Origin of the sequence: Nonomuraea sp. NPDC049637 (assembly GCF_040675235.1) — a bacterium.
In the GTDB taxonomy this organism is placed as follows: domain Bacteria; phylum Actinomycetota; class Actinomycetes; order Streptosporangiales; family Streptosporangiaceae; genus Nonomuraea.
Map to the genome: position 1 here is coordinate 17,496 of NZ_JBFAOM010000022.1, position 18,328 is coordinate 35,823.

The 18,328-nt window shown below is 73.6% G+C and carries 20 protein-coding genes; 3 read left to right on the top strand and 17 right to left on the bottom strand.

The genetic code is table 11. The features are described from left to right. Positions 1–5 precede the first annotated feature (5 nt). From AB0J71_RS27895 to AB0J71_RS27905, 3 genes are all read right to left on the bottom strand, one after another. Positions 6–128: a hypothetical protein gene (locus AB0J71_RS27895; RefSeq protein ID WP_364416766.1), complete on the bottom strand. Its 123-nt coding sequence runs from the start codon at positions 126–128 to the stop codon at positions 6–8. A gap of 8 nt (positions 129–136) precedes the next feature. Beyond that, positions 137–514, bottom strand: a complete 378-nt coding sequence (locus AB0J71_RS27900) for a hypothetical protein (protein ID WP_364416768.1) — start codon at positions 512–514, stop codon at positions 137–139. 67 nt (positions 515–581) lie between these two features. Continuing rightward, positions 582–971: a nuclear transport factor 2 family protein gene (locus AB0J71_RS27905; protein WP_352329306.1), complete on the bottom strand. Its 390-nt coding sequence runs from the start codon at positions 969–971 to the stop codon at positions 582–584. Between the two features lie 78 nt (positions 972–1,049). Here AB0J71_RS27905 and AB0J71_RS27910 point away from each other — a divergent pair, with 78 nt between their 5' ends. Continuing rightward, complete coding sequence (locus AB0J71_RS27910; protein WP_352329308.1) at positions 1,050–1,847, top strand: helix-turn-helix transcriptional regulator; 798 nt, start codon at positions 1,050–1,052, stop codon at positions 1,845–1,847. Positions 1,848–1,870: 23 nt separating this feature from the next. Here AB0J71_RS27910 and AB0J71_RS27915 read toward each other — a convergent pair whose 3' ends face one another. From AB0J71_RS27915 to AB0J71_RS27955, 9 genes are all read right to left on the bottom strand, one after another. Then, positions 1,871–3,361, bottom strand: a complete 1,491-nt coding sequence (locus tag AB0J71_RS27915; protein WP_364416770.1) for a multicopper oxidase family protein — start codon at positions 3,359–3,361, stop codon at positions 1,871–1,873. Continuing rightward, positions 3,358–3,705, bottom strand: coding sequence for a hypothetical protein (locus AB0J71_RS27920; RefSeq protein ID WP_352329311.1), 348 nt, complete (start codon positions 3,703–3,705; stop codon positions 3,358–3,360). Before AB0J71_RS27920 ends, AB0J71_RS27915 begins: the two co-directional genes overlap by 4 nt. Before the next feature lie 10 nt (positions 3,706–3,715). Next, on the bottom strand, positions 3,716–3,982 hold the full coding sequence (locus AB0J71_RS27925; RefSeq protein WP_364416772.1) for a hypothetical protein: 267 nt from the start codon (positions 3,980–3,982) through the stop codon (positions 3,716–3,718). Positions 3,983–4,181: 199 nt separating this feature from the next. Next, on the bottom strand, positions 4,182–4,493 hold the full coding sequence (locus AB0J71_RS27930; RefSeq protein WP_352327792.1) for a hypothetical protein: 312 nt from the start codon (positions 4,491–4,493) through the stop codon (positions 4,182–4,184). Between the two features lie 93 nt (positions 4,494–4,586). Continuing rightward, complete coding sequence (locus tag AB0J71_RS27935; protein ID WP_364416774.1) at positions 4,587–5,330, bottom strand: SDR family oxidoreductase; 744 nt, start codon at positions 5,328–5,330, stop codon at positions 4,587–4,589. 59 nt (positions 5,331–5,389) lie between these two features. Beyond that, complete coding sequence (locus tag AB0J71_RS27940; RefSeq protein WP_352327790.1) at positions 5,390–7,222, bottom strand: glycoside hydrolase family 15 protein; 1,833 nt, start codon at positions 7,220–7,222, stop codon at positions 5,390–5,392. Positions 7,223–7,283: 61 nt separating this feature from the next. Further along, positions 7,284–10,502 (bottom strand): AAA family ATPase, encoded by a 3,219-nt coding sequence (locus tag AB0J71_RS27945; RefSeq protein ID WP_364416776.1) that lies wholly within the window; start codon positions 10,500–10,502, stop codon positions 7,284–7,286. Then, the gene (locus AB0J71_RS27950; RefSeq protein WP_364416778.1) at positions 10,499–11,818 is read right to left on the bottom strand and encodes an oxygenase MpaB family protein; all 1,320 of its coding nucleotides are present in this window, start codon (positions 11,816–11,818) and stop codon (positions 10,499–10,501) included. Before AB0J71_RS27950 ends, AB0J71_RS27945 begins: the two co-directional genes overlap by 4 nt. Positions 11,819–11,840: 22 nt before the next feature. Next, the gene (locus AB0J71_RS27955; protein WP_352327787.1) at positions 11,841–12,557 is read right to left on the bottom strand and encodes a Crp/Fnr family transcriptional regulator; all 717 of its coding nucleotides are present in this window, start codon (positions 12,555–12,557) and stop codon (positions 11,841–11,843) included. Between the two features lie 188 nt (positions 12,558–12,745). Between AB0J71_RS27955 and AB0J71_RS27960 the strand changes: the two genes are divergently transcribed. After that, on the top strand, positions 12,746–13,312 hold the full coding sequence (locus AB0J71_RS27960) for a sigma-70 family RNA polymerase sigma factor (protein WP_352327786.1): 567 nt from the start codon (positions 12,746–12,748) through the stop codon (positions 13,310–13,312). A 3-nt stretch (positions 13,313–13,315) separates the two neighbouring features. Here the strand turns inward: AB0J71_RS27960 and AB0J71_RS27965 are convergent, their stop codons facing one another. After that, a complete protein-coding gene (locus AB0J71_RS27965) occupies positions 13,316–14,569 on the bottom strand; it encodes a hypothetical protein (protein ID WP_352327785.1) in 1,254 nt (417 codons plus the stop codon). Positions 14,570–14,831: 262 nt separating this feature from the next. After that, a complete protein-coding gene (locus AB0J71_RS27970; RefSeq protein WP_352322578.1) occupies positions 14,832–15,251 on the bottom strand; it encodes a hypothetical protein in 420 nt (139 codons plus the stop codon). A 131-nt stretch (positions 15,252–15,382) separates the two neighbouring features. Between AB0J71_RS27970 and AB0J71_RS27975 the strand changes: the two genes are divergently transcribed. Next, positions 15,383–16,030, top strand: coding sequence for a metal-dependent phosphohydrolase (locus tag AB0J71_RS27975; protein WP_364416780.1), 648 nt, complete (start codon positions 15,383–15,385; stop codon positions 16,028–16,030). On the opposite strand, the gene AB0J71_RS27980 is transcribed toward AB0J71_RS27975, so the two are convergent. The 3 genes from AB0J71_RS27980 to AB0J71_RS27990 are packed head-to-tail and all read right to left on the bottom strand — an operon-like array spanning position 16,027 to position 18,284. Further along, positions 16,027–16,305, bottom strand: a complete 279-nt coding sequence (locus AB0J71_RS27980) for a DUF4031 domain-containing protein (RefSeq protein WP_364416782.1) — start codon at positions 16,303–16,305, stop codon at positions 16,027–16,029. The two genes, AB0J71_RS27975 and AB0J71_RS27980, sit on opposite strands and share 4 nt — an antisense overlap. Then, the gene (locus tag AB0J71_RS27985) at positions 16,302–17,096 is read right to left on the bottom strand and encodes an HAD family hydrolase (protein WP_352322575.1); all 795 of its coding nucleotides are present in this window, start codon (positions 17,094–17,096) and stop codon (positions 16,302–16,304) included. Before AB0J71_RS27985 ends, AB0J71_RS27980 begins: the two co-directional genes overlap by 4 nt. 18 nt (positions 17,097–17,114) lie before the next feature. Beyond that, complete coding sequence (locus AB0J71_RS27990; protein ID WP_352322574.1) at positions 17,115–18,284, bottom strand: cytochrome P450; 1,170 nt, start codon at positions 18,282–18,284, stop codon at positions 17,115–17,117. Positions 18,285–18,328 lie beyond the last annotated feature (44 nt).

The window sequence follows — 18,328 nt, forward strand, 5'->3', positions numbered from 1 at the left end:
CCGCCTCACCGGCCGTCGGCTAGCAGCGGCAGCAGGATCAGCAGCCAGATGACGGCGACGGCCACGGAGCTGATCAGGACGCGGGCCAGGCGTGCCGGGGGTCGGCGGCGGCGGATCGGCGTGTCCACGGCCCTGGTCACCGGGGCCCGGACGTGGAGCCCAGGTTCTGCTCCAGCCGTTCGATGCGCTCGATGAGCGGCTGCAACTGCGGCCGCACCGCCTCGGCCAGCGCCTGCGCCGGATCGCCGGCGGCCGACGTCTGGGCGCGCAGGTGCACGTAGCCGGCCAGGGCCGCCGTCACGGCCCGGCGGACCAGGCGGGACTCGGCGCCCAGCGCCCGCAGGACCTGGCCGGCGGCGCCGTCGCTGAAGTGCACCACCGAGTCCCCGCCGGCCCCGCCTTCCCCCCGTTCCCCGCCGGCCCCGCCTTCCGCGCCGGACGGCTGCCGGTCCAGGTCGCGCTGGACCTGGGCGGGGTCGATGTCGACCGCTCTGAGCACGTGCAATGCCCCCATGGACACGTTCCGGCTGGGTGCCTCACGGCGGGCGTTGTTCGCCGTACCGGCCGGTGCGCGGCGCACGTCAGCGGACGGGCGGATCCCACCAGGTCAGGTTGGCGGCGGCCTGGGACAGCGGTTCGATGATCTCCCAGGCCTCGGCGATGCGGCCGCCGTCCAGGCGCCAGATGTCCACGACCACGATCTCCGGGCCGCCGTCCGGCGCCTGACGGCGCGAGTGCATCACGACGTGGTCGCCGTCGGCCAGCACGTGGTCGATCTCCACGCGCATGCCGGCCAGCGGGACGAGCGCGGCGCGCACGGCGCCGAGCCATTCGGTCTTGGTCGAGGCCGCCGAACCGGGCCGGTGATGGCGGAAGTCGTCGCTCAGCAGGGGCGCGAGCGCGTCGACGTCGCCCGTCCCGATCAGTTCCGTCAGCGCGCGCCGCACGATGGCCTTGTTGTCGTTCGTCATGGGAACACCCTGGTCGGCTCCGCCGAGGATGTCGATGAAAAGGGATTTCATGGCGGACGTCCAGTAGTCTCGGCGGCCATGCGGACTGTCGGGGACATGTTGCGGCAATGGCGGCATCGCCGGCGGCTCAGCCAGCTCGATCTGGCGATCGCCGCCGACGTCTCCGCCCGGCACGTGAGCCTGGTGGAGACCGGTAAGTCCAACCCGAGCGCCGAGATGATCCTGCGGCTGGCCGACCAGCTCGACGTGCCGCTGCGGGAGCGCAACCGGCTGCTGCTCGCCGCCGGATTCGCCCCCCGGTACGCCGAGCACCCGCTCACCGGGGACGCGCTGGGGACGGCCGGGGAGGCGGTCGCGCGGGTGCTGCGCGCCCACGAGCCGTACCCGGCGGTGGTCCTCGACCGCCGGTGGAACATCGTGATGAGCAACCGGGCCGTCGACGCGTTCCTCGTGGACGTCGCGCCCGACCTGCTGCGGCCGCCGGTCAACATCGTCCGGCTGGGGCTGGAGCGCCGCGGGCTCGCTCCCCGGATCGTCAACCTGGCCGAGGTGCGGGCGGTCCTGCGGGCCCGGATCTCGCGCCAGCTCGCCGTCGCCCCCGACGCCGAGCTGCACGCGATCTACGAGGAACTGCTCGCCCCGGGTTCCACGCCGGGCCTGGAGGAGGCGGGCCGGCCGGTCGAGCCGGAGGTCACCGTCCCGATGATCTTCCGGTTCGGTACGGCCGAACTGCGGCTGTTCTCGACCACCACCACGTTCGGCACCCCGATGGACATCACGCTGGACGAGATCTCGATCGAGTCGTACTACCCGGCCGACGCCGAGACCGCCGCCTATTTCGTGAAGTTCGGCGCGGAGGTGCTGGCGGGGGAGTGACGGCGTTCCATCGCGGCCCGGGGTCAGACCACCTCGAAGGTGCTCATCATGGCCATGTCCTCGTGTTCGAGGTTGTGGCAGTGCAGGACGTACCGGCCCCGGTAGCCGGTGAACCGGGTGATGATCTCCACGGTCTGCGCCTCCCGCAGCTCGACGGTGTCCTTCCACTCCGGCGGGCCGTCCGGCCGTTCACCGCCGACCGAGAGCACCTGGAAGGGCGCCAGATGCAGGTGCACGGGGTGGGCGACGTCGCTGGTCACCCGCCAGATCTCGACCTGGCCGAGCTTGGGCCGGGCATCGACGCGGCGCACGTCGAAGGGCTTGCCGTTGATCAGCCAGCCGGTGTGGCCGCGCAGGTCGCCGCTGCTGAAGTCGAAGTCGCGGGTCACCGCGGCCGCGGCTGGGTCGAGGCGTTCGACGGTGGACAGGACCTTGGGGATCGCCGAGTCGTCGCGGGCGTCGCGCTCGACGGTGAACCGCATCACCCGGGCCTGCGGCCCTTCCCCGAGCAGGTTGCGCAGCTCGACGTGGTCGCCGACCCGGTAGGCGGCGAAGTCCACGATCACGTCCGCGCGTTCCCCGGGCGCCAGCCGTACGCGCTGGAGCGGGCGCGGCGCCGCCAGCAGGCCGCCGTCGCTGCCGATCTGGGTCAGGGCGCCGCCGGGCGACAGGGCCAGCTCGTACGTGCGGGCGTTGGAGGCGTTGAGCAGCCGCAGCCGGTGACGGGCGCGGTCCACGCCGAGCCGGGGCCAGGGCGCGCCGTTGACCAGGATGACGTCCCCCAGCACGCCGCCCATGAACGCCTCGCGGGCGCCGGGGCCGTCCTGCCTGCCGGGGTAGGGCATCGTCCCGTCGGCCTGGAAGGCGCGGTCGCAGATCAGCAGCGGCACGTCCCGCTCGCCCGACGGGAGCGGCAGCCTGTCCTGCTCGTCGTCGTCGACGATGAAGAAGCCGGCCAGGCCGCGCCAGACCTGCGGGCCGGTGTAGTCCATGCGGTGGTCGTGGTACCACAGCGTGGCCGCGCGCTGCTCCAGCGGGAAGACGTAGTCGCGGTGCGCGCCCGGCTGCACCAGGTCGGTGGGGAAGCCGTCGGACTCGGGCGGGGTGTGCCCGCCGTGCAGGTGGGTGACCGTCGGAGCGGGCAGGCGGTTGCCGACGCGCACGACGGTCCGGCGGCCCGAGCGCGCCCGGATGGTGGGGCCGGGGAACTGCCCGTCGTACCCCCAGACCGGGGTGCGCAGGCCGGGCAGGATCTCCACCTCGGCCGGGCGCTGGAGGAGTTCGTAGTAGTCGGCGCCCGCGTCCGTCCTGGCCGGTCTGGCCACCGTGGGCCGCGGAAGCGGCACGGCGTACGGCGCGGGCAGCGGCGCGTCGCTGGTCATCAGCTGGGGCAGCGGGGTGCGGGTCAGCAGCGAGCAGCCCGAGACGCCCAGCGCCGCGCCCACGCCGAGCAGCCGCAGCGCCTGCCGCCTGGTCATGCCCGTCATGCCCGTCCCGCCGGTCATGCGGTTCATGCCGACGTCGTCCGGAGACGGCCGGCGGACCAGACCCGCGTGGTCTGCACCATGCTGCCGCCGAACATCAGCACGCCGAGCGGCACGTGCACGCCCTTCACGTGCGCCATGCCCAGCGCCATCTGCACGAGCGTCGCCACCAGCATGCCGACGGCGGGCAGGATGGCCGCCCGCTGCTTGGTCATCACCGCGGCGACCAGGTACAGCAGCACGGCGGCCGCGACGGCCAGCGCCGTGGCGCTGTGGGCGGCCCGGCCGCCCGGCGTGCTCAGCAGCAGCCCGGCGGTGACGGCCTGCAGCAGCAGGGCGACGGTCTGCGCGGCGAGCGCGATACGCAGGAACATGACGGTTCTCCTAACGGGACGAGGTCGAGGGACGGGCGGCGACCGCGGCGACGACGACCAGCACGAAGGCGGCCGTGGTCAGGACGGCCAGGGCCATCGCGCTCCGCATGACCGGCTCGTCGACCTTCGTCATCGTGGTGTGGAAGGTCAGGCGCACGTCCGGCGGCACGGCTGCGAACGTGGGCACCACGTCGGCCGCGCCGTGTCCGAACGCGCCCGCGAGCAGCCCGGTCGCCGGCAGCGCGGCGCCCTGGAGGTACCTGACTCGGGTTCTCATGTCTGGTAATCGTCGTCCGGCCGGGGCTCCGTGGCGTCCCACCGGCGGACTCATCTGCCGCTACCCCAGAGGGATCAAATGCCGGCCGCCTCTACGACGACGGATGTAGTGCCGCGCTACCGCGCCGTACGGACCGGCGCCGCGAAAAGGCCCGTGACCAGGGCGTTCCTGGTCACGGGCCGGGGTGTACGGGGTGCCGTCAGGCGTCGCAGAACCAGCCGTTCTCGACCACGCCGTTGGCGTTGACGTTGCCGTAGGCGAAGCCGTACACCCATTCCTTGTAAGCGCCGTCGAAGCCCTTGACGGTGAAGGTCTGGCCCCGGTGCAGGGTGCCGACGAAGTCGCGGACCATCAGATCGTCCGCGCACACCGTCAGCCGGCGGCCGACGTCGTCCGCCCCCGCGTACGGGTACGGTCCGGCGGCCTGGGCCACCCCGCTGTTCACGGTGAGCACCGCCGCCAGCGTGCCCGCGCCGACGATGAGCCGTGCGATGTGCTTGCGCGTTTTCATCGAAACCGGTCGTCCTCTCGGTCCTCGGGAATCTCCGTGCGGCAAGCTACCCGGCCAGGCCGAAAAATGGGGGGTTTCCGATATTTCCGGGCGTTAACGAAGGTAGGAGGCGCCGTTGAGGTCGAGGACGGTGCCGCTGGCCCATTCGGCCGCCGGCGAGGCCAGGTAGAGCACGGCGGCGGCGATCTCGTCGGCCTCCCCGACCCGGCCGAACGGGCTCTGCGCGCGGATCGCGTCCCCCGCGGGCGGCTTGAGGTGCTCGGTGGTCATGTCCGTCGCCACGAAACCGGGGGCCACGGCGGCGACCGCGATGCCGTGCGGGGCGAGGGCCACGGCCAGCGACTGGCTCATCGCGTTCAGGCCGGCCTTGCTGGCCCCGTAGCCGGGGGCGTCGGGCTCGCCGCGGAAGGCGCCCCGGGAGCTGACGTTCACGATGCGGCCGCCGGCGCGCATGTGGCGCAGGGCGCACCAGGCCAGGTTGGCCGGGCCCATCAGGTTCACCTCGAACGCCTGGCGCCAGGCGGCCTGCCACTCCTCGTACGACGTCGTGGTGATGGGGTGGAGCTGGTAGACGCCCGCGTTGTTGACCAGGACGTCGAGCCCGCTTAGCGCCCCCGCCGCCTCGTCGGCCATGCGCCGCACGCCCTCGGGGTCGGCCAGATCGGCCTGGACGACGACGTGCCCCGTGCCCGGCAGCTCGCCGAGCACGTCACCGGCCGCCCGCGCCGAGTCGCGATGGTGGACCGCGACCCGGTCACCCTGGGCGGCGAACGCCATCGCCACCGCCCTGCCGATGCCTCTGGACGCTCCCGTGACGAGTACCGCGCGACCGCTCACCCGCCGCACCCTAGCAGCCGCCCTCACGAAGGCTCCCGGGAGCCCCGGCAGGCCCCGGGTCAGCCGCCGCGTTCGGCCCAGTCGTGCAGGGCCTCGACGGTGCCGGAGGCGTCGAGGTTGAGCGCCGCCTCGATCAGCGCCAGATGCGTGAACGCCTGCGGATAGTTGCCCGTCATGTGCCCGTCGCCGGTCATCTCCTCGGCGAACAGCCCGAGCGGCTCGGCCCGCGCGCACAGCGTCTCGAACCGGTCGCGGGCCTCGGCCGTCCGCCCGGCCAGCACCAGCGCCGAGACCATCTCGAACGAGCACATCAGGAACGCGCCCTCCGGCCCGTCCACGCCGTCGCGGGTGGTCTCGGGGTCGTAGCGGTGCACGAGCGCGCCGCCCTCGCCCAGGCGGGCCTGGATGTGGTCGAGGGTGCCGAGCACGCGGGGGTCGTCGCCGTCCAGGAAGCCGAGCAGCGGCAGCCGCAGCAGCGAGCCGTCGGCCTGGTCGGACCCGTAGGACTGGGTGAAGGCGCCGACGGAGGCGTTGTAGCCGCGTTCGAGCAGCTCGGCGCGGACGGCCTCGCGCTCGGCCCGCCACTGCGCCAGCGGCAGGCCGGGCTCGCCGGTCGCCTCCGCCAGCCGGACCGCACGGTCGAAGCAGACCCAGGCGTACAGCTTGGAGTAGGTCCAGTGGCGTTCGCCGCCGCGCACCTCCCAGATGCCGGCGTCCGGCTCCCGCCACCGCTCGCGGGCCCGCTCCACCAGCCGCCACAACACCGGGCCGCCGTGCAGCTCGCCGGTCACGCCGTGGTAGGCCATGGCCGCGTCCAGGACGTGGCCGTAGCCGTCGAGCTGGTGCTGACCGGCGGCGCCGTTGCCGATCCGCACCGGACGCGAGCCCGCGTACCCCTCCAGATGGCCGAGGACGGTCTCGCCGGCGACCGGCCCGCCGCCGATGCCGAACACCGGCGGCAGGTCGCCCTCGTGGATCGCGCACTGCCCGAGCAGGAACGTCAGGTAGCGGCCCGCCTCCTCGCGATGGCCGAGCCGCAGCAGCGCCAGCACCATGAGCGCGGCGTCGCGGTGCCACACGTAGCGGTAGTCCCAGTTGCGCTGCCCGCCCAGCCACTCCGGCAGCGACGTCGTGGGCGCCGCGAGCAGCCCGCCGCTCTCGTCGAACAGCAGCCCGCGCAGCACGACCGCGCTGTGCCGCACCTGCCGCGCCCCCACCCCGTCGTAGGCCGACCGCGACGACCAGGACCGCCACGACCGCACGGTCTCCGCCAGCAGCCGCTCCGGATCGCGGACGGGCGCGTGCCCCTGCCCCGCGTAGTCGAGCGCGACCGCCCACGACTCGCCCTCGCCGAGCGTGGCCTCGGCCATGGGCCGTGCCGTCGGCCCCTCGGTCACCTCTTCCGTCACCCCTGCCATGCCGGTCAGCAGCAGGCCCGACTCCTCGGCCAGCACGCCGTCGCGCGGCGTCCAGCGGGCCTCGCGGGTGGCGTAGTCGGGCCTGGCCAGCACCCGCGAGCGCACCACCGCCCGCCCCCGCTCGCACCTGGCCCACCGCACCAGCAGCCGGACGGGCACCACGCCGCTGCCGCCCGTCCCCGGCGGCGACGTGGCGAAGAAGTCGTGCACCACGACCTCGCAGTCGCGGCCGACCCAGCGGGTGCGCAGCACCAGCGTCTCCTCGACGTAGCCGCGCTCCTCGACCCGCGCGCCGGCCACGTCGAACTCCCATGCCCCGCCGAGCCCCCGGTCGAGGATGCGCGCGAACACGCTCGGGCCGTCGAAGCGCGGCGCGCACATCCACTCCACGGCCCCGCCGGGCGCGACCAGCGCCGCCGTGTGACAGTCCGACAGGAACGCGTACGCCCCGATCGGTGGAAATCCCCCGGCCATCCGTGCACCCCGTACCCCTTCGTCGCGCCCCCCGTGCCGGGTTGCCCGATGTCGCCGCAGGTTAAACGGGGTGCGCGGACAGCCGGCGGTCGAGCAGGAGCGCGCCGCGGCCCGGCAGCAGGGAGGCGCACCACTCGCGCAGCGCGGCCGGCCGCGGGCCGCCGACGTCGGCGGTGTCGAGCAGGTCGGCCCAGTCGAGCAGCGACTCGGCCAGCATGAGCGGCACCCCGCTGCGTTCGTGCACCTCGGCGGCGGCCTCGAAGTGCTCGCTCGCCCGCGCCGGGTCGCCCATCGTCACGCACAGGTGGGCCAGGTAGTGGTGGCCGCAGTGGTGGGCGACCGTGCCGTGGCCGAACGTCTCGCCGTCGGCGGCCAGCGACGCGTACAGCCGTTCGGCCAGCTCGGGACGGCGCAGATGCGCCGCGGCCACGGCCAGGTTGTCCAGGGCCGGCCGGTGGGCCATGTTGCGCGGCGGCACGCCGCCGCGGTCGGCCAGGATGCGGTCGAGCAGCGGCCCGGCCTCCTCGGCGCCCATCTCGCACAGGTAGCGCAGCACGGCGTGCACCGGGTCGACCCGGGGCGCCTGGGCGGCGCGGCGCAGCCGGTCGCCCAGCTCCCACAGCCGCCCCTGCAGCCGGCGGATCTCGGAGATCTGCTCGGAGTAGATGGCCACGGCCTCCAGGCGGCGGCCGATCTCGGTGCCGAGCCGCATGGCCGACAGCGCCTCGGTCTCGGCCTGGGCCAGGTCGCCCTGCATGAGCGTCAGGCCCGCCCTGGAGTAGCCGATCAGCCAGTTGAGCTGCGGCTGGGCCAGCCGGCGGGCCAGCTCGTCGGCCTGGTCGAGCAGCGTCGCGGCACGCGCGGTGTCGCCGCTGTCCAGCACCGGCGGGGTGCGCTGCACGTAGGCGTGGAACAGCGCCAGGTCGTCGCCCGTGCGGCGGGCCGCCTCCAGCATCTCGTCGCCGTCGCGGTGGCGCTGGTGCAGCGGGTCGGCCGGGATGATCGTCAGGCTGCGCATGCCGAGCACGCTGGCCAGCGTGCGCGGGTCGCCCGACTTGCGGGCCAGCGCGACCGCCTCGTCGCTCAGCGCGAAGCGCCGCTCGCCGTCGGGCGCCCAGATCAGCTCGGAGGCCAGCAGGGCGGCCAGCAGCGCCCGGGTGCTGAGGTCGGTCGAGTCGACCAGCTTGCGCGCCTCGGTCAGCAGCGCGATGCGGCGCTGGTCGGGCGCGGCGGAGATGCTGGAGAAGCCGCGGTCGCCGCCGAGCGCGGCCACCACGATCAGGTCGTCGCGCCCGCACTCCCTGGCCAGCTCGGCGGCCTGGTGCAGGGTCTCCCGCGCCTCCGGGTGCCCGGCCAGCCACATCGCCCGGCCGCAGTCCATCAGCAGCTCGGCGCGCCGTTCGGGGGAGGCGCCCGGGAAGTCCGCCAGCAGGCCGAGCACCCGCTGGTACCAGGTGACCGCCTCCCGGTGGGCCAGCCCGGCCAGCGCGTGGCGGGCCGCCTGCACGCCCGCCTCGGCGGCCTCGGCCGTCCGGCGCGGGTCGCGGCCGTGCTCGGCGGCGGCCAGCAGGTGGGTGGCCACGACGTACGGGCGCGACTCCATGGCCTGCGGGTCGGCCTGGCACAGGGCGTCGGCGACCCGGCCGTGCAGCAGCCCGGCGCGGGGGGCCGACAGCGTGGCGTACAGGGCGGTACGGGTCAGCTCGTGGGAGAACTGGCACTGGCCGCCGTCGGCCATGGTCACCAGGCCCGCGCCCATGGCCTCCTCGACGGCCGCCACGAAGCGCGCCTCGTCCAGGCCGAGGCCCAGGCGCAGCGCGGCCGACTCCATGCGCTCGCCCACGGCCAGCAGGCTGACCAGGTCGCGGGCGTCGGGGTGGAGCTGCGCCAGACGCGCCCGGACCATGCGGGTGACCGAGTCGGGGACGGTCAGCGCGTCGAGGTCGGCGCCCGCGGCCAGCTCCCTGGCCACCTCGGTGACCAGGAACGCGTTCCCGCCGGTGATCCGGTACAGCAGCTCGGGGTCGCCGTCGCTGCGCACCTCCGACAGGGCCCGGCTGACCTCGTCCATGCCGAAGGAGGAGACCTGCACCAGGCGGCCGTCGGCGGTCAGTTTGTGCAGCTCGGGCATCGCCGACTCGACGGGCACCGGGCGCGAGGTGGCCAGGATCAGCAGCGGCAGCGAGTCGGCGTCCCACATCAGGGAGTGCAACATCTGCAGCGACTCCAGCGTCGCCCACTGCAGGTCGTCGATCACCAGCAGCACCGGCCGCACGGTGGCCAGGCGCTCGATGAGCGTACGGGCCGCGGCCATCAGGTGGTAACGCTCGGAGACCGGCTCGGTGGCGGGCGGCACGGCCAGCGACAGCGGGGGAGCGGCCAGCGAGGGCGCCAGCCGGACGAGCTGCCCGCACTGCTGGTCGACCCCGGCCCGCAACAGCAGCGCCGGCGAGGTGCGGGCCAGCCGCTCGACGGCCCCGGCGATCGGCTCGTAGGCCTGCCGCGCCGGATCGGTGCACCGCCCCGCCAGCACGGTGAACTGCCGCTTGAGCGCCCGCCGCGCCACGACCGAGGCCAGCCGGGTCTTGCCGACCCCCGGATCGCCCTGCAGGATCACCAGCCCGCTGCCGACCTCGGCCGCCGCCAGCTCCTCCTCCAGCGCCCGCAGCTCCTCGTCCCGGCCGACGAACGGCAGCACGTGCCCGCTGTCCAGCCAGGGCGCCAGCCCGCCGGCATGCTGGTTGTCGGCGCTCTGCCAGTGGAGCTCGTAGGTGTGCATCGGCTCCCGCAGGCCCTTGCCCGGCAGCCGGCCCAGGTCCTTGAACTCGTGCCGGCTGCGGCCCTGGGCCAGGCGGCGCACCAGGTCGGTGCAGAGCACCTGGCCGCCCTCGGCCACCGCGACCAGGCGGGCCGCCTCCACCGTGGGCAGCCCGCTGACGTCGTCGGCGCCCCAGCACACGTCGCCCGCCGCCAGCGCGGCCCTGATCGAGATCTTCTCCAGCGCCCGCTCGTTCTCGGCCGCGACGGCCTGCTCGACGGCGATGACCGCGTCGAGCCCGGCCGTGGCCGAGCCGAACACCGCCATCAGCCCGTCGCCCAGGCTCTTGGTGAACGTCGAGCCGCTGGCCGTCACCACCGAGTGCAGGAGCTGGTAGAGCCGGCGGAAGACGACGTTGGCGCGTTCCTCGCCCAGCCTGATCCGCAGGGCTGTGGAGCTGACCACGTCGGTGAACAGGATGGTGGCCGTGGTCAGCGTGCCCGGCTCGTGCGGGATGCTCACGCGGGTGGTCCCTCCTTCCGCACGGGCGCCCTGGCGGCCTTGCCCACGCCCTTCCGTACGCCCTTGCGCACGCTGTGCCGCAGCCGGCGCGTGCGGCGCGCGGCCTTCGACTGCCGGACGCGCCACTGGGCGGCCAGCTCCTCGGGGATCTGGAAGGCGGCGTGGCCGCCCGAGTAGCGGTCGATCATGGCGATGACGATGTGCCTGCCCGCCCGGCGCACCAGCCAGCGCACCACCGCGTCGACCGGGCCCATCAGGCGGCCGTACCGGTTGCCGGCCCTGGCCGCGGCGAACAGCGCGTTGAACCACCACGCCGGCGGCGGCACGTCGAGCAGCGCCGGAACCTGGGCGGCGTTGTAGCGGGCGTCGCGGAAGACCCAGTGCACCAGGCTGCGCGGCAGCTTGCGCCAGCCCAGGTGCATGAACTCCTCCATCTCCGCCAGCAGCACGGCCATCAGCCTGCGGCCCTCCTCGCTCGACTCGTACAGGCGGCCGAGCCGTTCGCTGACCGGCGGCACGTCGTCGAGGGTGAGCGGCCGGTCGCGGCACGCCTCGACGCCCATGAGGTGGCCGAAGACGCTCCACGTGTACAGATGGGCGGCCTTGTCGGCGTCGCTGAGGCGCACCCCCATGCTCTCCAGAGCCTCCCACGTGACGACCGAGAAGTCGAAGATGGTGGCCAGCAGCAGTTCCTGGTTGACCGGCGGGCCGAACCTGGCGGTGTCCCAGTCGTCGCCGAAGTGCTCGGTGGCCAGCGCGCGCACGAACGAGTGCAGGATGCGCAGCCCGATCGCCGTCGTGTGCCCCGGACGGCCCGGAGCCAGGCTGTCGGTGGCCTTCAGGCCCATGACGTCCACCAGCATCTGGCCGGTCTCGGCGACCCGGCGGGTGAGGCTGTGGGTGGCCAGGTCGGACACGCCGGCCAGCACCTTGGCGCTGGAGATCTCGACGTAGGCCATGGGCAGGCACTTGCAGAACAGCGCGACCGACTGGTACAGCCCGTAGTCGGAGAAGACGGCCTGGCCGCGGGCCAGCAGCTCGGCGTCCTCGCCCCACTCGGGCAGGTCCCTGGCGAAGTCGATGGCGTCGAAGATGGCCGAGGGGCCGGTCTCGCCCGAGGGCGCCCGCGCCTCCTGCTTGGCGCGGCCGAGCTCCACCACGACCGCGCGCAGCAGGGACAGCGCGTTCTCCCCCTCGGGCCTGGTCTCCAGGTAGCCGGCCACGATCTTGTCGATGTCCGGGTCGGCCTGCTGCCGTAACTGCCGGAACCGTTCCGCCGGCCAGCGCTCGGCGGGGGCGTTGTCGTGCTCGTTCATGTTCCGCGTACTCCAGGTCCGGTCAGAGGCCTCCGCGTTTGCGCAGCGCCTCGACGTCCAGCAACGTGATGGTCCGCCCCTTCATGGCGATGAGGCCGCGGGCGGCGAGCGACTGCAGGGCCCGGTTGACCGCCGGACGGGACGCGCCGATCAGCGCGGCGAGGTCCGACTGGGTCAGCCCCGGCATGTCCACGACCGGGCCCTGGGTCTGGCCGCGCTTGACCGACAGTTGCAGCAGCAGCTTGGCCAGGCGTCCGCCCAGATCGAGGAAGGCCAGGTCGGCGGCCTGCCCGGTGAGCCTGCGGACCATCTGCCCGAGCATGCGCAGGAACTCGTCGGCGAGGCCGGGATGCTCCCGCATCAGCTCCAGCAGCCGCGCCCTGGGCAGCGCGAACACCCAGCAGGGGCGCACGGCGATGATCGACGCCGACCGCGGCGAGTCGTCCAGCAGCGCCATCTCGCCGAAGGTCTCCGCCCGGCCCAGCATGTTGAGCACGATCTCGTCGCCGTGCTCGGTGGTGAAGACGACCTTCACCAGGCCGTCGAGCAGCACGTACAGGGACTCGCCCGGATCGCCCTGGTGCAGGATGATCTGCCCGTTGCGGTATCTGCGCGCCACCCCGGCGCGCACGGTGCCCGTGATCCCGGCCGGTCCGAGCACACGGAACAGCGGAACCTCCGCCAGCACGGCGGCGACCGCCTGGACGTCGTGTGGAACCGCCCCGCTGCTGGCGCTCATGGAAGAACTTTAGGACGCGAACGCCGATCGGGCAGTAAGTGGTAAGCGATCTCCCGAATGTGACGAGCGCCACACTCGCACTGTGTCGTCCGCGACAGTGCGCGAAGGCCGCCGGGAGCACCGTTGGGGGGCCGGTCGCAGGAGGTTGACCCCCGAGGACCCCGGCCGGCGGGGAGACGATGATGCAGTTGGATACGTTGGAGCGCCGCGACACCGCCACCCTCGTGTCGGACGCCCAGGAGGGCGACGCCCAGGCGTGGGAGCGGCTGGTCGAGGAGTTCACGCCGATGCTGCGGTCGAGGATCCGGCGCTTCCGGCTCGGCCACGAGGACGCCCAGGACGTGCTCCAGACCACCTGGTTGCTGGCCTGGCAGAACCTCAAGAGCGTCGAGGACCCCCAGCGCATGCCCGGCTGGCTGGCCACGATCGCCTTCCGCGAGTGCCTGAAGCTGACCAGGCGCACCCGGGAGATCTGCACGCCCGACCTCGACACGCTCGGCAGCACGGACGACGTGGACAGGGAACTGGCCAGGATCTGGCTGGCCGGCACGCTGGAGGAGCTGGTCGAGGAGCTGCCCGCGGCCCAGCGCGTGCTGTTTCGAGCACTCACGGAAACCTCCGAGCCGCACTACGTGGACGTCGCCCGCCGGCTGGGCCGGCCGGTCGGCAGCATCGGCCCCACCCGCGCCCGCTGCTTCGCCAGGCTGCGCGGGCTCCTGCAGGACCGCGAGATCACCAGGGACTTCCTGGACTGAGTCCTAGTTTCCTGACCGGTCAAGAGGGATCGCCTCCAGGAAGGGCTCGAAGTCGAAGCGCGCCATCTCGTAGGCGTCGGGATCGGTCTCCTCGGGGAAGGCGTAGACCTTGCGCCGCATCCCGGGGAGCAGCCGGTCGGCCCGCGGAGCCTCGGGGACCGGCTCCGGCAGCGTGCCGCGGGCCGTCTCCGCCTCCAGGGCCGCGGTCAGCTCCGGCCCGAACGGCGGGTCGTAGAGCGCGCCCACCCGCTGGTAGGTGCGGAAGTAGCCGACGATGAAGCGCATGCGGTCGGGGTAGGACACCCAGTCGGCCACCCCGGCCGTGGCCTGCTCGACGTCGTCCGGGATGAACTCCTCGACGAGCTTGCGCACCTTCTCGTTCCTGATCGGCCGCCAGGCGAGCGCCATGTCCACGCCCGGCGGCGGGACGAGCGGCCGGCCGACCCTGACGTCGCTGAGCGGCGTGCGCACGGCGAACAGGTGACGGGTGTAGAGCGAGGACCATTTGGCCTCCAGCACGCGCGTCAGCCAAGGCTGGTCCTCGTGCCGGGCGCTGAACAGCGGGAAGCGGGGGTAGGGCCGCCGGGTCACCAGCGAGCGCAGCGACCGCCACGACATCCGGGTCAGCCACCGCACCGGCCGGTACAGCACCAGCTCCAGAGCCTTCTGCGCGCGCTTCTGCTCGTAGGCCGACAGCGCCACGCTCGCCCCGAACATCAGCTCGGCCCGCTCGTCGGGGTCGGTGGCCGCGCGCGCCTGTCGTAGCAGCAGGGCGGCGTCCCGCAGGTAGCGCTCGTCGGCCTCCTCCAGCAGCCCGGACAGGAACTCCGGCGGCATCGGCGTGTTCTCCGACTCCGGGCTCACCTTGACGTAGCAGTCGGGCGTGCCGTTCCACAGGTTGGCCGCCAGGCTCGCGGTCTCCAGGAAGATCGCCCGGTTGGCCAGCGCCAGCCCGAGCTGGTAGCTGGGGCCGAGCAGGGTCAGCAACAGGGCGCGGAACAGGCGGCGCAGGCGCGCGGGCACGTGCAGCCGGTCGCCGAAACCGGTCAGGAAGGGCGAGCCGGCCGTCAGGTCCAGGCTCTCGGCGACCGCCTTGGAGGTCCATTTGGCGTAGCAGTACCAGTTGGTCGCGTCCTGGCCCAGGTGCTGGGCGAGGTCCCCGGCGACGCGGTGGTAGCCATGGGCGATGACCATGGCCTCGAGCGCAGGGTTCCTGTCCTTGCAGGCGGCGATGCGCAGCACGTCGTCCGCCGTCATCGCAGCGCCTGGCGCAAGCGCTTGTTCCACTTCGGACATGAGGTCTCCCGTCAGTGGTCCCCCCTGGGACCGTCGATCCTCACCGGGTCAGAGCGCGTCCGGTGACGTGAGATACAGGGCGGCAGATACAGGGCGGCGGTCCCGCTTTCCCCGTGACCGCCGCCCGGAGCGTAGGGCGGGTGACTTGCGGTGCGGTTGCAGGGCGATCCGAGCCCGGCCCGGGGCGCCCGCCGCCCCGGGAGGGGCCCGGGGCGGCGGGCGGCTACTCCTTCACCGATATCTTGCTGATCACGACGAAGCCGCCGAGCGCCCCCGCGGAGCCGGCGGCCGTCGTCGTGGTGAGGTTGACCACCAGGTCATAGGTGCCGGGGCCGAGCTGACCGCGCATCGGGACCGACGCGGTGTACCGTCCCGAGCCAGGGGTGAACGTCAACTCCACAGGCGGCGAGGGATGACGGGTCTCACCACCTCCCAGCAGGTCGGCGATGATCTCCACATGCCACCGTCCCGCCAGCCAGTCGACCAGCTCGCCGGCGACCTCCCAGCTCACGTCGACGGTCCAGCCCTCGCCGCATCTCACGACGTTCGTGGGCTGGGCGCCCGGGTCGACAACCTGACCGTGCAGCACGCCGGTCAGCTGCTCGGCCGGAACCTTCATCACCTGGAACTCACCGGTCGCCATGTCGCTGTCTCCTTTCCGGGGGGAACCAGGTCCCCGTACGGACAGGCAGAGCGGAGGGACAGCCGGGTAAATACCGGGTGTATTCAAGGACACAACGCCGGGACGTACCGCCCGGCCACTACGGTGGAGGCGTGATCGACGACCGCCCGGACCCCGCGCCGAGGGCCCGGCTCGCCGCCGGGTGGCTGGCTCTGGCGGGCGGCTCCCCGGCCGCGCTGGCCACAGGCGCCGAGCTGATCGCCCGCTGGGCCGAGCCCCACCGCCGCTACCACACCCTCGCCCACCTCGCCGCCGTGCTGGCCGCCGTCGACGACCTGGCCGGGGAGGCCGCCGACCCCGCCGCCGTGCGCCTGGCCGCCTGGTTCCACGACGCCGTCTACGACGGCAGGCCCGGCTGGGACGAGGAGCGCAGCGCCCAGCTCGCCCAGGCGCGCCTGCCGCGCTGCGGGGTGCCGCCCGGCCGGGTCGCCGCGACCGCCCGGCTGGTCCGCCTGACCGCCGCCCACGACACGGTGGCCGCCGGCGACCGCGACGGGGCCGTGCTGTGCGACGCTGACCTGGCCGTGCTGGGCCGCCCCGGCTACGACGCCTACGCCGCCGACATCCGCCGCGAGTACGCGCACGTGCCCGACGACCTGTTCCGGCAGGGCCGCGCGCAGGTGCTGCGCAGGCTGCTGGCCGCGCCGCGGCTCTACCGTACGGACCGGGCCCGCGAGTTGTGGGAGGAACCCGCGCGCGCCAACATGACCGCCGAGCTGGCCCGCCTGGCGGGAGGCTAGGTCGCGCCGGGGTCGTGGCGTTTGCGGCGGCGCAGACCGGCGGCGATCAGGCGGCGCAGCAGCTCGCGCGAGCTGACCGGCTCGGCGCCCAGCGACACCGCCCGCGCGTGCACGGTCTCGGGGACGTCGTAGTGGTCCCGGTCGAAGGCCCGGCCCGGCACCCCGAGCCGGGCCGCGAACGCGTGGAGCTCCTCCAGCGAGCTGTCGCTCACCAGGTGCGACCACATCAGGCCGCGCGGCCCCGGCCAGTCGGGGGGATCGATCAGCACCGTCACGCCCTCAAGGGTAGGACCCTGCCGCGCACGCCGAGCTCGCCCAGATCGGACACCACGACGTGCGCGCCGTGCCCGGCCAGGTCGGGCGCCACGACGTGCGCGCCGTGCCCGGCCGGCGCGGCGGCGTCGCCCGGACCGTCCCGGGTGACCGCCACGACCAGCCCGAAGCCGCCCCTGCCGCCCGCCTGGACGCCCGGCAGCGCCGCGTCCACCACGGCGGCCCGTCCGGCGGGCAGCGCCAGGCGGCGCACGGCCTCCAGGAACAGGGCGGGGTCCGGCTTGCCCGGCAGGTTCATCAGGGCCGCGTCGCCGCCGTCCACGACCACGTCGAACAGGTGCGCCACGCCCGCGGCGGTGACCAGCCGGCGGCCGTGCAGGCTGGCCGAGACGGCCGCCGTGCGGGCGCCCCGGTGGCGCAGCTCGTGCAGCAGGGCCACGGTGGCGGGGAAGGCGGCCACGCCGTACTTGTCCACCTGCGCGACGAAGATCTGGTCCTTGGCCAGGCCGAGCCCGTGCACGGTGGGCGCGCCCGGCTCGTCGTCGGGACCGCCGTCGGGCACGGTGAGGCCGCGCGCGGCGAGGAAGGTGCGCACGCCGTCGAGCCGCGGCCGGCCGTCGACGTGCCGGAGGTAGTCGTCACGGATGTCGAACGGATCGCAGCGGCCGCGCAGGAAGGCGTCGAAGACGTGTTTCCAGGCGGCCGCGTGCACCCGGGCGGTGTCGGTGACCACGCCGTCGATGTCGAACACCACGGCGCTGATCGAGGCCAGATCGATGACGGGCTCGTCCACACTGTGAACGTAACCGCTCTACCAGGCGACGGGTAGCTCCTTGACCCCGTACACGATGGCCAGCTCCCTGAACGGCACCTCGCCCGAGACGTGCAGGTCCGGAAAGCGGCGCAGCAGGGCGGGGAAGGCGATGCGCATCTCCATCTGGGCGAGCGGCGCGCCGATGCAGCGGTGGATGCCGTGGCCGAAGGCCAGGTGCGAGCGGGCGGTCTCGCGGCCGGGGCGCACCTCGTCCATGTCCGGGCCCAGCGAGGGGTCGCGGTTGGCGCCGGTCAGCGAGCACAGCACCATCTCACCCTTCTTGATCGGCACGCCGTGCAGCTCCAGGTCCTCGCGGGCGAAGCGCGGGAAGGCCACCTGCACGACCGTCATGTAGCGCAGCAGCTCCTCGACGACGTCGTTGACGTAGCCGTCCACCTCGCGCACCTTGGCGGCCTGCTCGGGGTGGCGCATGAGCCAGAGCGCGCCGAGCGCGAGCATGCTGGTGCTGGTGTCGTGCCCGCCGGTGAGCAGGCCGTCGGACATGCTGGCCAGCGTGCGGTCGTCGAGGTCGTCGCCGTGCTCGCGCAGGAGCTGGCCGAGCAGGCCCTCGCCGGGGTCGCGCCGCTCGCGGGCCACCAGGTCCACCAGGTACGCCATCGCGTCGTTGATCGCCTGCAGGGACGCCTCGGGGCCGGCCGACAGGTCGAACCGGTCCTTGCTGATCCTGACGAAGTCGGCGCGCTCCTCGTACGGGACGCCGAGCAGCTCGCACACCACCAGCGACGGGATCGGCAGGGCGAAGTCCTCGACCAGGTCCGCGGGCGGGCCCTTGGCCTCGATGCGGTCCAGGTGCTCCTCGACCATCGCCTCGATGCGCGGCTCCAGGCGGCGCAGGCGGCGCATGGTGAACTCGGGGGTCAGGTACTTGCGCAGCCGCGTGTGCTCGGGCGGGTCGCGGAAGCCGAGGCCGCCGGGGTCCTCCTGGTTGGAGCCCAGGCCGGAGATGCCGGCGAAGTCGTTGCTGAACCGTTCGTGGTCGCCGAGGACACCGCGTACGTCCTCCCAGCGCGTGACCAGGTGCACGGTCTGGTCGCCGGGGATCTTCATGGGGAAGACGGCGTGCTCGGCCCGGATGCGGCCGAGCTCGGCGACCGGGTCGAAGTCCTCGCGCATGAACTGGACGAAGGGGAACTCTGAGTCAGACATGGATATCCGTCCTGCTGGGATACATCGCACTATGTTGGGATAAA

Coding starts and splice junctions, on each gene's coding strand:
- AB0J71_RS27915 (WP_364416770.1), bottom strand. CDS start 3,361: ATGAACCGCATGACCGGCGGGACGGGCATGACGGGCATGACCAGGCGG.
- AB0J71_RS27990 (WP_352322574.1), bottom strand. CDS start 18,284: ATGTCTGACTCAGAGTTCCCCTTCGTCCAGTTCATGCGCGAGGACTTC.
- AB0J71_RS27940 (WP_352327790.1), bottom strand. CDS start 7,222: ATGGCCGGGGGATTTCCACCGATCGGGGCGTACGCGTTCCTGTCGGAC.
- AB0J71_RS27950 (WP_364416778.1), bottom strand. CDS start 11,818: ATGAACGAGCACGACAACGCCCCCGCCGAGCGCTGGCCGGCGGAACGG.
- AB0J71_RS27970 (WP_352322578.1), bottom strand. CDS start 15,251: ATGGCGACCGGTGAGTTCCAGGTGATGAAGGTTCCGGCCGAGCAGCTG.
- AB0J71_RS27905 (WP_352329306.1), bottom strand. CDS start 971: ATGACGAACGACAACAAGGCCATCGTGCGGCGCGCGCTGACGGAACTG.
- AB0J71_RS27955 (WP_352327787.1), bottom strand. CDS start 12,557: ATGAGCGCCAGCAGCGGGGCGGTTCCACACGACGTCCAGGCGGTCGCC.
- AB0J71_RS27900 (WP_364416768.1), bottom strand. CDS start 514: ATGGGGGCATTGCACGTGCTCAGAGCGGTCGACATCGACCCCGCCCAG.
- AB0J71_RS27920 (WP_352329311.1), bottom strand. CDS start 3,705: ATGTTCCTGCGTATCGCGCTCGCCGCGCAGACCGTCGCCCTGCTGCTG.
- AB0J71_RS27910 (WP_352329308.1), top strand. CDS start 1,050: ATGCGGACTGTCGGGGACATGTTGCGGCAATGGCGGCATCGCCGGCGG.
- AB0J71_RS27925 (WP_364416772.1), bottom strand. CDS start 3,982: ATGAGAACCCGAGTCAGGTACCTCCAGGGCGCCGCGCTGCCGGCGACC.
- AB0J71_RS27965 (WP_352327785.1), bottom strand. CDS start 14,569: ATGACGGCGGACGACGTGCTGCGCATCGCCGCCTGCAAGGACAGGAAC.
- AB0J71_RS27930 (WP_352327792.1), bottom strand. CDS start 4,493: ATGAAAACGCGCAAGCACATCGCACGGCTCATCGTCGGCGCGGGCACG.